Below are 12178 nucleotides of genomic sequence, written 5' to 3' on the forward strand. Positions count from 1 at the left end.
CGTGGTGGGCGCTAGGCTGAACCTATGGCTACCGACCCGCGCGAAGCATTCGACCGACTCATTGGGGCACTCGAAGCATTTCATCAGGCGGCAGTAACGGCACAGGACCCTGGCGCACCCAGTGTGATCGAGGCGAGCGAGCTGCTTGTGAATGCCTACACCCTGTACGACGATTTCCTCTTCACCCAGTGTGGCGTTGAAGCGCCATTGGACGTATACAGCACAGAGGAAGATGTGACGGACGAGTTCGACGACGATCTTGACGCCGGTGAACGCTTCACCGACCTCGACGACGAGGATTATGAGGATGACCTCGACTACGAGGACGACCTCGACGATGATTATGAGGATGACGACGTCGACGAGGCAACCGACGATCCGGAGTATGACGACGATCTCGACGACGAGTAGGTGACTGACCATGCGTGCCGCCCGGCCCCGGTGCGCACTCGGCCTGCCGGGGCGCTGCCGGACACGACGGCGTCGACTGCTTCACGCCGACCTATTGCGTGACGTCGTCGAGCGCTTCGGCCACGAGGAAGGGCAGATCCTCAATCGCGCCGAGAACGGAAGTCAGCTGGGAAGCGGTCCGCGCTCCGAGCAGGGCACTGGCAACCTGAGGGCGACCGAGGACCCAGCCGAGCGCAACGTCAGCGGGAGTGCGTCCAAGTCCATCGGCGGCCCGTGTCAACGCCTCGACGATGCGGCGCGGCCTCTCCTCGAGGTACGGATCGACGAAAGCGGCAAGGTGCTCCGACGCGGCGCGGGAGGTCGGAGGAATCGAGTGGCGGTACTTGCCCGTGAGAACGCCCCGGCCCAGCGGAGAGTTGGCAAAGAGTCCCATGCCCATATGCCCGCACATGGGAACGACCTCGGCCTCGCAGGAACGTTCCAGCAGGGAGTATTCCGTTTCGATCACAATAAGCGCAGGTAACTTCCGCTCGGCAAGCAACTGCTGCAGGGCGGCAGCCCGCCATGCCGGGTACCCCATTAGCCCGATGTACCGAACCTGCCCAGAAGCTACAAGCCCGCTCAAGCCTGCCGCCGTCTCCTCGTCCGGTGCCAGGGGATCGGGCGCGGCCAATAGAAGAATATCGAGGTAGTCAGTGCCCAGGCGGGCAAGGGATTCGGCCACCGAGTCACGAATGGCTCCCAGTCCAGCGCCGAAACGCGGGCCGGCAGGAGTGGAGCGGAAGCCCGCCCGCGAGCAGATAACGAGCCGTTCACGCGGGAATCTTTCGGCCAGAAGTGTTCCGATCAGGGCCTCAGAGGCACCTTGTCCGAAAGCGGGGGAGGTATCCAGTAAAGATCCGCCCGCGTCTAGGAGCACGCGCAGCTGCTCCTGTGCCTCTGCCTCGTCGGTATCCCGTCCCCACGTCAGTGTTCCGAGTCCTACCTCACCGACGACTAGACCACTACGTCCTACTGCGCGTTCTCTCATAATGCGAAGCCTAGTGCACCATGGCACCTTACACGGTTAAGTGAGCCTTCTTCGTCAACATCATGTGTAACCGCTATGCTGGCCCGCGTGGGAATTATCGAAGCGCTCATACTGGGCAGTGTTCAAGGCCTAACCGAATTCCTGCCGATCTCATCATCGGCACACGTTCGTATTGTCGGTGATCTCTTTGGCTGGGGTGACCCGGGAGCCGCCTTCACCGCCATCATCCAAATCGGCACTGAATTGGCGGTTATCTGCTACTTCCGCCGCGATATTGCACGAATCATCTCCAAATGGTTCCGATCACTACCGCTGCGCTGGCGCAATCCCGTGGCGCAGAGCGACCCGGACGTACGCATGGGATGGGTGGTTATCGTCGGCACCATACCGATAGCCGTCCTCGGACTGCTCTTCCAGGACACCATCGAGTCGAAACTGCGCAACCTGTACTTGGTGGCGGCGGTATTGGCCGGATTTGCCATTTTGCTCGGACTGGCAGACCGTTTCTCACGCCGCTCGAAGACCTTGACCGATATCACCTTGCGCGACGGGCTGCTTCTGGGGTGCGGTCAAGCACTGGCCCTAATCCCCGGTGTGTCACGGTCGGGTGGCACCATCACCGTTGGACTGCTACTCGGCTACACACGCGAAGCGGCGGCCCGCGTGTCCTTCCTCCTTGCAATTCCAGCGATTCTCGCCTCCGGCTTCTTCCAACTGTTCAAGTCCTCCGGGCAGGGGACCCTCGATCTCGGCCCGACACTGCTTGCGGCAGCAGTTGCCTTCGCCGTGGGCTATGCCGTGATCGTTTGGTTCCTTAAACTGGTATCGACCAGGTCATACATTGGCTTCGTAATCTATCGGATAGTGCTGGCGGCTGTTGTGGTGGCGCTGCTGGCAGCCGGAACATTGGCGGTGTACTAATGCAAACGTGGGCGGTATCCGTTCCGGCTTCTTTACCGGGGTCGGCTCCCGAGATGAGCTTGTACGACAGTTCTTCGGACAGTTTTCGATCCATTGCTGCGCGGCAGCCACGCCTGTTTGCATGTGGCATCACGCCATATGATGCAACGCACCTTGGCCATGCCTTCACTTACGTGAGTATTGACACGCTATTACGGCTGTGGCATGCCGCAGGTGCGGAGGTGAGATACGCGCAGAACGTCACCGACATCGACGATCCCCTTTTCGAGCGGGCACGTGATACCGGTGTCGACTGGCGCGAACTCGCCGATCAGGAAATTGCGCTGTTCCGTGAGGATATGCATGCCCTGGGGGTGCTGCCTCCCGACGCTTGGGTGGCCGTCTCGGAGAAGCTTGACGATCTCGAGCGTGTGGTGCGTGATCTCGAGGCACGAGGGTTGGCCTACCGCGTGCCCGGTGCGGGGGATACGGAGGATATTTACGCCGATCTTTCGGCAGATTCGCGCTTCGTCTCGGCCCCGGTTTTCCGCGACCTGGATCTGGAGAAGACTTTCGACGCGCACGGCGGCGATAGCACACGATCCGGCAAGCGACACCCACTCGACCCGCAACTGTGGAAGGGCGTGCGTGGGGAGGACTTTCGGCCTTCGGGCGGTGCACCGGGAGACTGGAGGCCCGGTTGGCATATCGAGTGCGCGCTGATCGCTCGCGACGAACTCGGGGAATCGATCACGGTGCAGGCCGGCGGATCGGACCTGTTGTTCCCACACCACGAGATGAGTGAGTCACATCTGCGTGCACTGACAGCGGGCAACGGTCAGGTGAGTGTGCATATGCATGTCGGTATGGTCGGTTACGCGGGCGAGAAAATGTCGAAGTCGCTTGGAAATCTCGTCCTTGTATCACAGTTGCGCGCCCGCGGCGTCGACCCGCGGGTAATCCGTCTGTGCCTGCTGGCGCATCATTACCGGGAAGACTGGGAGTATACGGACGACGAGCTGTCCACAGCGCACACCCGCTTGCAGCTATGGGAGCGGGCATTGCGCATGTCGTCGGCCCTTCCCGACGACGAGACTTCACAAGCGGTGGTTCGGCGGGTATGGGAGGCCCTCGCTACGGACCTGAATTCGCCGGAGGCACTGCGCACTATAGATCGGTGGGCGGAAAACCCGACGGGTGGGGTGGCCGTAGAATCAGCGATTACGACATTACTCGGAGTGGAGTTTCCCCGTGCCGCGTGATAGCAACCTTCCCTCGGCCGTTCTCTTCGACATGGATGGCACGTTAACCGACTCGGAGAAGTGGTGGTACGCGGCGGAGCGAGACATTCTCGGTGCACTCGGGGTCACCTGGACCGAGGAACGTGCGCGCACGACCATCGGTGCTCCCTTGGAATGGGTGTGCGCCAAGGTCATCCGTGAAGATGGCCTGGAAGCCTCGGCACAGAAACTGGCCGCCGATATGAGCCGCAGAGTGTGTGAGGTTGCGCGAACCTCTGGTGTTATTTGGCGCCCGGGTGCTTACGAGCTGCTCGAACTCTGTGTTCGGCTCGGCATTCCAACGGCGCTTGTCACATCCTCCTTCCAGGAGTTGGCGGACGTTATTCGCGAGAGTGCTCCACGTGGATCGCTGACGGTCAGTGTTGCGAGCGACAGCGAGGTCGCGGGTAAGCCCTCGGCGCAGCCGTACCTGTTGGCTGCGCAACGGCTCGACGTCGCAGCCGACGATTGCGTCATCTTTGAGGACTCCGTCTTTGGGGTCCGTTCGGCCATGGCGGCTCGGTCACATGCCGTCGCGGTGCCCTTCCTGGTAGAGATCCCCTCCTGGCCCCTTCTACTGCGCGTCAACAGTCTGCAGGAGGTCGGCGAGTCGGAGTTGCGTGCTTTTATGTCGGCACCACTCCCAGCAGGAGACCCGCTTCTTTCCCCACGCGGAAACGATTGAGCTGAGCAACTTAAGGGATCGAGCGTTGGCTCGCATCGCGGTGGATTTGCGGCTGCCCATTTGACGGCCTCGCGCCCGAGGGGGAAGGCTCGGCCGGTAGTCTACGGTTTGCAGTGTCAGTTCCGAGGGGGCCCAATGAGTGATTCCACCTTTCAAGCAATAGCCATGATCATCTATTTCGTGGCGATGATTGTGATCGGCTGGTGGGCTTACGGGCGTACCGACGATATGGACGACTATATGCTTGCAGGGCGGGGCTTGAACCCGGCGGTCGCAGCACTGAGCGCGGGTGCTTCCGATATGAGCGGTTGGCTGCTTATGGGGTTGCCGGGAGCACTGTATGCCAGCGGTTTGATCGAACTGTGGATAGCAATCGGATTGACTATAGGTGCCTGGCTGAACTGGCGCTATGTCGCCCCGCGTCTGCGCACGTACACCGAAGTCGCGCGGAACTCAATCACCGTCCCGAGTTTCTTCGACAATCGTCTGCATGACTCCCGCCACCTGCTGCGCTGGGCGTCCGGCCTGATCATCCTGGTGTACTTCACCTTCTATGTATCCGCGAATATGGTGTCAGGCGGCAAATTCTTCGAGTCATCCTTCGGCCTGGATTATCGGCTCGGCGTGACGCTGGTGGCGGGCATTACCGTCATTTACACCTTGGTTGGCGGCTTCCTCGCAGTCTCCTACACGGACTTCGTGCAGGGCATCATGATGGTGAGTGCGCTGATCATGGTGCCCGTGGTGGGCATTATCCACGTCGGCGGTTGGGGTGCTGTGGTCAACACCGTCAGTAAGGTGGATCCGGGATATTGGACGATGTTGGGTGGCGGCGCCTCCGTGTTGGGAATCGTTTCCGCGCTCGGATGGGGCTTGGGGTACTTCGGTCAACCGCATATCATCGTGCGTTTCATGGCAATCAGGACACCCGGCGAGGCGAAGGCGGGGCGGCGGATCGGCATTGGATGGATGCTGCTCGCAGTCATTGGGGCGGCTTTTACTGCCATTGTTGGAGTTGCCGTTTACCAACATGACAAGGGCGAACTCGCCGATTCGGAAGCGGTGTTCATCGCCCTGGGCCAGTTGCTTTTTCACCCGGTGATCGCCGGCTTCATGCTGGCCGCAATTCTGGCAGCGATTATGTCCACGATCGCCTCGCAGTTACTGGTGACGTCATCGGCACTGGTGGAAGACCTCTACCGGTCGATCACCCATAAGAACCCATCGACTAATCGTCTCGTTATGTACTCACGCATGGCGGTACTCGGTGTTGCAGTGGTCGCCGCGGTCATGGCGTGGGAGCGCAACAACACCATTTTGGCTCTGGTGGCCTTCGCCTGGGCCGGCTTCGGAGCCTCGTTCGGTCCTACAGTCCTGCTCAGCCTTTATTGGAAGAAGCTGACCTCCGCCGGAGCGGCAGCCGGTATGGTGACCGGTGCGGTACTGGTGATGATATGGGGCAATATCTCCGGCGGACCGGGCAATATTTTTGACCTTTATGAGATAGTCCCCGGCTTCGTCGGCAATCTGTTGGCCGCCGGGTGCGTTTCACGTTTGGGAACGCCACCTCCCGAGGTGGAAGAGGAGTTCGACGCCGCGGTTGCTGCCTTGAGCGAGGACCGGGTGCCGTCCGGGGAGGGCGGAGCGTGATGCGGGGGCACGCGCGATGCATGACTGTTTCGCACTAGTTGCGGTGCGCTAGCTATGGGCGGTGCGCAGGTGACTGGCACCTTCCGCATTCATCTGCGGTGGCATGCCGCCGAAGGCGGGGCAGAATTCCTTGAAATGGCACCAGTCGCACAGACGGCTGGTACGCGGCTCAAATTCTCCGGTGTCGAGACGCTCTTCGATTGCCGACCAGACCGAATCCAATTCCTGTGCCAGCGAGTCGACATCTTCGGCGACCGGATCGTAGGTGAGCGTGCGCCCATCCTTCAGAAAGATCAGCTGTGTGCGCACCGGAAGCGTGCCACGTGATAAGTAGAGCGCCGCCGCGTAGAAACGCATCTGGAAAATTGCGCCGTCCTGGAAACGCGGCGCCGGTGATTTGCCCGTCTTATAATCGACGACGCGCAGTGCACCATCGGCAGCCCGGTCAACGCGGTCGATAATCCCGCGGATGGCGAGGCCGGACTTCAAACGGGCGTTGACAAAGGTCTCACGCGCCGCAGGCTCAAGAAAACTCGGTGTTTCCATCCGGAAATAGTTGCCCACGAGCACGCTCGCCGATTCCAACCATTCCTGCCGCTGGCGGTCTGATTCGAAGAGTTCGGCGTCGACGGGGCGTTTTTCGAGATGTTGCTGCCAACACGAGTGGAGAAGCTGCTGCGCGGTCTCTTCGGTACGGTCCCTGGCCGGCGCATCAAACAGATGCTCCAACACAGAATGTACGAGAGTACCGCGCAGCGCCTCCAATGACGGGGCTTCCGGCATTCGGTCAATAGCCCGCAAGCGGAAAAGCAGCGGACATTGCCGGAAATCCTTGGTCCGCGAGGGAGAGAGGGCGGCATGCGTTGTCATGCCTCCAACGGTACCGCGCGGCTCCGACAGAATTACACCGCATCGCCTTCGGGCAGCGATTCGTGGTGCACTTCGCGCTGCAACGCCTTAAGCGAATGCATCACCGGATTGCCGCCACGCCCGAAATAGTCATGTAGTTCCAGATACTCGCGGTAGAGACGGTCGTATTGCGCGGCTGCCTCCTCGTTGGGCGTATACGCATGGGGAACCTTCGTTCCCATGGCGGCACTGGCCTGGTAGACATCCGGGTAGGCACCGGCGGCGACGGCGCCGAGGATTGCGGCGCCGAGGGAACTCGCCAGCCCGGAGCCGGAAATGGATAGTGGGATTCGTGTGACATCCGCATACAGTTGCATGAGGAATTCATTCTTCAATAGGCCACCGGCGGCGACGATCTCGGTGATGCGGACGCCGTGAGCGGCGAAGTTCTCGATGATGACGCGCAGGCCGAATGCCGTTGCTTCCAGGTAGGCGCGGTAAATGTCCTCGGCCCGTGTTGTCAGACTCATCCCGATCAACGCGCCGGACAGATTGCCGTCATTGAGGATCGAACGGTTGCCGTTGTGCCAATCCAAAGCGATGAGTCCATGCTCTCCAATGGCCTGACCGGCGGCTTTCTCGGTCAGTAGGGTGTGCACAGAGATACCGCGGTGATCGGCCTGTGCGCGATAGTCGGCGGGAACGATGTTATCCACCACCCAGCCGAAGATGTCGCCCACACCGGACTGGCCGCCCTCGTACCCCCACAGTCCAGCCGAGATTCCTCCCGCGGTAATACCGAAGACTCCCGGAATATCGCGGGCCGTCTCACCATTGACGATATAGACATTCGACGTACCCATGATCGCGGTCATTTGCCCGGGTGCTATGGCTTGTGCGGCTGGCGCGGTCACGTGTGCATCGATTTGTCCGACCGCCACCGCGATTCCTTCCGGTAGACCCGTCAACGCCGCCATTGGCGCACTTAAGCCTCCCGCGCGCTCCCCGAGTTGCAACACGGGTGCATCGAACTTCTCGGAGATGAAGTCCGCGAAGTCGGGGTTCAACGCCGCGAAGTAGTCGCGGCTCGGAAAGCGTCCGTCCTGGAAAAGCGCCTTATATCCCGCACTAGCGGCGCAGTGGATGAGCCTGCCGCACAGTTGCCATACGATCCAATCAACCGCTTCGATGTAGTAGGCCGCCGCACTGTATACGGCAGGAGCCTTCTCCAACGTCTCCAGTGCCTTCGGAATGACGAATTCGGAGGATATGCGTCCGCCATAACGGGCCAACCATGTCTCTTCACGCTGCCGTGCGACGGCGATACACCGCTCTGCCTGTTCGGTGGCACCATGATGCTTCCAAAGTTTCGCGTAGGCATGGGGTTCGTTGGCAAACTCGGGCAACTGGCAGAGCGGAGTCCCGTCGGCGGTAGTGGGAATCATTGTCGCCGACGTGAAATCCGTTCCGATCCCGATAACCTGCGCCGCATCGACGTGCGCCTCCCGCAGAGCCGCGGGTACCACATGGGCCAGCACCGTCAAATAGTCGGAGGGTACCTGGAGTGCGAAGTCAGGGGGTAGCTCCCGGTTGTCTGCGGCGGTGAGCCGTTCATCCATCACCCCGTGAGGATATTCGCGAACGGCCGAGCCGAGTTCCTTGCCGTCGCTTACGCGGACGACGGTGGCACGACCGGACAGTGTGCCGAAGTCGATGCCGATAACATATTGTTCGCTCATTGTCTTTGCCTTCCTTGTGTATAAAGAGAGACCCGCTGAGTGCCAAGAGAGGCTTCGCATCGCGGGCCGGATGCAGTGGACTCCCGCAGCGGGAGTCGAGTGAGCCGCGCCATGCCGCTACGTGCAGTTCATGTGCGGGAGTGTGCGCCGACGTCGTCGAACGCCGGGCGTCGAGAGAAAGGCCCCGGCGGTACCGAATGCGGCGTGATCCGGATAACCGCCTGCGGCCTCGCGGTGGGCCTTGCGGTACTAGGTCTGTGACATGCCGAGGACATTTTCGGCAATGGCCGATTCGGTGATCAGAACCGAGCAGAGACCGGCGTATAGCGCGGCGTATGTGACCTCGCTCTTTTCGGCTCCCACCGCTACCGCAATGGCGTGCCGGATGCGACCGATCTGATCGAGTGCAAGCGCAATTGTGCGCGAGTCGAGTTCGAGATCGACCACTCGCCCCGACCGGTCGATGTAATGTCCGAGCACGTCCCCAACCGCGCCCGAACGCTGAAGCTCAAGCTGCTCCTCATCGGTCAACGCACCGCTGCGAACGAGTACCGAACCCGGAGAAAGGGCCCCGAGTGAAAATACCGCGACGTCACAACTGGTAGCGAGCTTGAGGGTGTCAGCGATCGCGTGGTCGTAGCAGAGCCTTCTGGCCAACTCGCGATCACTGACGATAGCGGGTACGGGAAGGAGTCGCGTTCGCGCTTGCCGAGACTTCGCCGCGACCAATCGCAGGATGCTCGCCGCATCAACCGTGCCGTCCACCGAGGGAGCACCGCCATTGAGTTGGAGAAGATCCGCGCCGATGAAGGCCCTGTCCGGAAGTGCGGAGGCGATGGCAGCCACGGTGCGTCCCCAGGAAAAGCCGATGCTTTGCGGCTGGGGACGCATCTCCGTCAGGTACGATGCCGACGCCTGTGCCACCAGCGCCGTGGTGGCGGCGCTGGTGTCCTGGCTCTGCACCACCACCGCCTCGGCGCAGCCGAAACGGTCGACGAGTTGGGATTCGAGGTCGCCACGCCGCGATGTCGGGTGGTGAATCGTAATCTCCACGAGGCCACGCGCACGTGCCTCCTCGAGGAGACGTCCCACCTTCCATCGCGACACGCGCAATCGGTCGGCTACCTCCGACTGCAACAAGCCATCCTTGTAATACAGTTCGGCGGCGCGAACCATCGCGTACTCGTGTTCCGCACTTCCCGCACGCATCGCCGATACCCTCCCTGTCGCATTCAGTTCGTGGGCAGGTTCCGGCCGTTAGGTAGAAACAACACCTTGCAGGAGTGGATAGTGCGCTCGTACATGGCACGAATTAACTCATCGACGCGTTCCAAGCCCGCCTCGTGGGTAATCATGAACTCCCACTGTAGGGATCCGCGTGCCAAATGCTCCAGTGTCGCGGTCCATTCCGGCCCTGGGTAGGGTGCGCCGAAGGAGTTCCAGGAACCATGGATATCAATCTCGAGTCGCATCAGGCGGGCCCAATTGCGCTCCGAAATCTCTACCGCGGCGTTGGGGATGCCAATAAGCGTGACATCGCCGTGCCGAGCGGTGATACCGACGGCCCTATCAGCGATCGCGGCCACACCGGTCGTCTCCACCACGACGTCGAAGCCGCTGCCCGTTGCAGACTCCAAGTCATCGAAGCTCGCATATGCCGCGTCTGCGCCGGCGCGGCGTGCCAACTCCGCCTTTTCCTGCGAAACATCTACCGCAACAACCGTTGCCGCTCCCAGAATGCGTGCCCACTGAATAGCGAAGAGACCGATAGGCCCGCCACCGCCCAACACGGCTACCCGGCTGGTAACCGTTATCTTTGTGCGTCGGATCGCGTGAAGGGCAATCGCGCTGGGATCAACCATCGCAGCGGCACGCGCATCGAGACCGGTCGGTACCTTTAGAAGCAGATTCGCCGGTCCTGCGACGTACTGGGCATAGGCTCCATGGCGTCGCGAGCCGTAATAGTCGTAGTTCTCACAGAGCGAGAATTGCCCCTGTAGGCAGGGAGCGCACGCGAAACAGGGAATCATCGGCGGAACGGTGACCAGGTCACCGACCTGCAGCCCGCTCACTCCCGGTCCCAGTTCCTCCACGTAGGCGGAGAACTCGTGACCGGTGATCAGAGGTAGCTTATGCGGCCCCTTTTTGTACATGCGGGCGAGATCCGAGCCGCATACGCCACAGGCGGCCACCTTCATAAGAACCTCACCCGGACCGGGCCGTGGCTTGGCGACCTGCTCCATGCGGATATCTCCGGGGGCGTACATCTGCACTGCAGCCATCGTGTCATTCATTTCATCACCGTGTCTTCCTCGTCGAAGCTATATGAATCAATGATGTGGGGCGTACCCGGGATGAAGCCCCACACCACCAATGTAAACCGCCGCCGGGCACTCGTCAGCATATGGTGCAAAGACCTACATATGAGCATTCATCTCCTACATAGACGGGTACTGCGCGGGTCATGCGGGTACTCGAGCAGGATTCTCAGCACCTGTCGGATGCGGTGGATCTCGCGCGGTGCGCACCGTCCCGCTCCCTAAAGGTCGCGCTGCACCCTCTACAATGGCAGCCATGACTGGACGCAATGCGGATCGCCGTCGGGGCCCTTTCCGGGCGGGTGAAAGGGTACAACTGACCGATCCCAAGGGGCGGCAGTACACGATTTCGCTGACGGAAGACGGCTACTTCCAATCAACTCGCGGTTCTTTTCGCCACAGTGAACTCATCGGTGCTGAAGAGGGAACTGTACTGACTACTAAGGAAGGGCGGCGTTTCCTCGCTCTGCGGCCGCTGGTGAGCGACTACGTGCTGTCAATGCCGCGCGGGGCAACCGTTATTTACCCGAAGGATGCGGCGCAAATCGTGCATTTGGCGGATGTGTTCCCAGGAGCACGCGTTTTCGAAGCGGGCCTCGGCTCCGGGGCGCTGACGTTGTCGCTTTTGGCTGCGGTTGGGGATGAAGGCCAGGTTCTCTCCGCGGAGCGGCGGCCCGAGTTCGCCGAGATCGCGTTCGGCAATGTTTCCTCATGGTTTGGCCTGCAACCAACACAGTGGTCAATCGAAATAGGCGAGGCGGAGCAGATCCTCGCGAGTCAGCCAGAGGGCACATTCGATCACGTCATTCTGGATATGCTCGCACCCTGGGAGCTTATCTCGGCCGCAGCGCATACACTGCGGCCGGGCGGCGTGATACTTGCGTACGTGGCGACGACGACGCAGCTGTCGCGCTTTGTGGAGGAGCTGCGTGAGAGCGGCTGCTTCACGGAGCCGAGCGCTTCAGAGACTCTGGTTCGCACGTGGCACCTGGAGGGACTGGCAGTTCGGCCCGATCATCGTATGATTGCGCACACAGGATTCCTCGCTGTTGCCCGCCGCATGGCGCCGAAGAACGCTCCACTGACACCGAAGCGCCGTCCGGCGAAAGCCGCCTACGCGGAGCCGCTCGTGTGGCAGGAAGATCTGGCGGAACGCGGTATTTCGCCGAAAAAGCTACGTCGGGTGCGGCGCGATGTGGCGCATCGCGCCGATGTGGAAGAGACCGGTACCTCCATACCCGGTCGGCACGGACGCGAGATCCGTGACCGTATCGAATGTGAGCTGCAAGAACGCGAGACTCAGGCCTAGGCACTAG

At 61.2% G+C, this 12178-nt stretch carries 11 protein-coding genes; 6 read left to right on the forward strand and 5 right to left on the reverse strand.

Annotated elements, in window-relative coordinates; genetic code table 11:
* Nucleotides 1-24 precede the first annotated feature (24 nt).
* Complete coding sequence (locus EKN07_RS01925) at nt 25-411, forward strand: hypothetical protein (protein WP_108715568.1); 387 nt, start codon at nt 25-27, stop codon at nt 409-411.
* Nucleotides 412-502: 91 nt separating this feature from the next.
* Here EKN07_RS01925 and EKN07_RS01930 read toward each other — a convergent pair whose 3' ends face one another.
* Nucleotides 503-1441 carry an aldo/keto reductase gene (locus tag EKN07_RS01930; protein ID WP_108715569.1) on the reverse strand — a complete coding sequence of 313 codons (939 nt, stop codon included), beginning with the start codon at nt 1439-1441 and terminating at the stop codon, nt 503-505.
* A gap of 87 nt (nt 1442-1528) precedes the next feature.
* Between EKN07_RS01930 and EKN07_RS01935 the strand changes: the two genes are divergently transcribed.
* The 4 genes from EKN07_RS01935 to putP all read left to right on the forward strand — a co-directional run bounded on the left by EKN07_RS01935 (nt 1529) and on the right by putP (nt 5956).
* Nucleotides 1529-2362 carry an undecaprenyl-diphosphate phosphatase gene (locus tag EKN07_RS01935; protein WP_108716669.1) on the forward strand — a complete coding sequence of 278 codons (834 nt, stop codon included), beginning with the start codon at nt 1529-1531 and terminating at the stop codon, nt 2360-2362.
* A 53-nt stretch (nt 2363-2415) separates the two neighbouring features.
* Nucleotides 2416-3603 carry a hypothetical protein gene (locus EKN07_RS01940; RefSeq protein ID WP_241228099.1) on the forward strand — a complete coding sequence of 396 codons (1188 nt, stop codon included), beginning with the start codon at nt 2416-2418 and terminating at the stop codon, nt 3601-3603.
* Nucleotides 3593-4306, forward strand: a complete 714-nt coding sequence (locus tag EKN07_RS01945) for an HAD family phosphatase (protein WP_108715571.1) — start codon at nt 3593-3595, stop codon at nt 4304-4306. The genes EKN07_RS01940 and EKN07_RS01945 overlap by 11 nt, the downstream gene beginning before the upstream one ends.
* A gap of 135 nt (nt 4307-4441) precedes the next feature.
* Entirely contained in the window at nt 4442-5956 is a 1515-nt protein-coding gene (gene putP, locus EKN07_RS01950) for a sodium/proline symporter PutP (protein ID WP_126145524.1), read from the forward strand.
* 48 nt (nt 5957-6004) lie between these two features.
* Here the strand turns inward: putP and EKN07_RS01955 are convergent, their stop codons facing one another.
* The 4 genes from EKN07_RS01955 to EKN07_RS01970 all read right to left on the reverse strand — a co-directional run bounded on the left by EKN07_RS01955 (nt 6005) and on the right by EKN07_RS01970 (nt 10838).
* Nucleotides 6005-6826, reverse strand: a complete 822-nt coding sequence (locus EKN07_RS01955; RefSeq protein WP_126145525.1) for a PD-(D/E)XK nuclease family protein — start codon at nt 6824-6826, stop codon at nt 6005-6007.
* Nucleotides 6827-6858: 32 nt separating this feature from the next.
* Nucleotides 6859-8544, reverse strand: coding sequence for a ribulokinase (locus EKN07_RS01960; RefSeq protein ID WP_108715573.1), 1686 nt, complete (start codon nt 8542-8544; stop codon nt 6859-6861).
* A gap of 249 nt (nt 8545-8793) precedes the next feature.
* Nucleotides 8794-9753 carry a sugar-binding transcriptional regulator gene (locus EKN07_RS01965; RefSeq protein WP_126145526.1) on the reverse strand — a complete coding sequence of 320 codons (960 nt, stop codon included), beginning with the start codon at nt 9751-9753 and terminating at the stop codon, nt 8794-8796.
* A gap of 23 nt (nt 9754-9776) precedes the next feature.
* Entirely contained in the window at nt 9777-10838 is a 1062-nt protein-coding gene (locus tag EKN07_RS01970) for a galactitol-1-phosphate 5-dehydrogenase (protein ID WP_108715576.1), read from the reverse strand.
* A gap of 280 nt (nt 10839-11118) precedes the next feature.
* Between EKN07_RS01970 and EKN07_RS01975 the strand changes: the two genes are divergently transcribed.
* Nucleotides 11119-12171: a tRNA (adenine-N1)-methyltransferase gene (locus EKN07_RS01975; protein ID WP_108715577.1), complete on the forward strand. Its 1053-nt coding sequence runs from the start codon at nt 11119-11121 to the stop codon at nt 12169-12171.
* The last annotated feature ends 7 nt before the right edge of the window (nt 12172-12178 follow it).

Source organism: Actinobaculum sp. 352 (assembly GCF_003957265.1).
Classification (GTDB): Bacteria; Actinomycetota; Actinomycetes; order Actinomycetales; family Actinomycetaceae; genus Asp313.

Coding starts and splice junctions, on each gene's coding strand:
- EKN07_RS01925 (WP_108715568.1), top strand. CDS start 25: ATGGCTACCGACCCGCGCGAAGCATTCGACCGACTCATTGGGGCACTC.
- EKN07_RS01930 (WP_108715569.1), bottom strand. CDS start 1,441: ATGAGAGAACGCGCAGTAGGACGTAGTGGTCTAGTCGTCGGTGAGGTA.
- EKN07_RS01940 (WP_241228099.1), top strand. CDS start 2,416: ATGAGCTTGTACGACAGTTCTTCGGACAGTTTTCGATCCATTGCTGCG.
- putP (WP_126145524.1), top strand. CDS start 4,442: ATGAGTGATTCCACCTTTCAAGCAATAGCCATGATCATCTATTTCGTG.
- EKN07_RS01955 (WP_126145525.1), bottom strand. CDS start 6,826: ATGACAACGCATGCCGCCCTCTCTCCCTCGCGGACCAAGGATTTCCGG.
- EKN07_RS01960 (WP_108715573.1), bottom strand. CDS start 8,544: ATGAGCGAACAATATGTTATCGGCATCGACTTCGGCACACTGTCCGGT.
- EKN07_RS01965 (WP_126145526.1), bottom strand. CDS start 9,753: ATGCGTGCGGGAAGTGCGGAACACGAGTACGCGATGGTTCGCGCCGCC.
- EKN07_RS01970 (WP_108715576.1), bottom strand. CDS start 10,838: ATGAATGACACGATGGCTGCAGTGCAGATGTACGCCCCCGGAGATATC.
- EKN07_RS01975 (WP_108715577.1), top strand. CDS start 11,119: ATGACTGGACGCAATGCGGATCGCCGTCGGGGCCCTTTCCGGGCGGGT.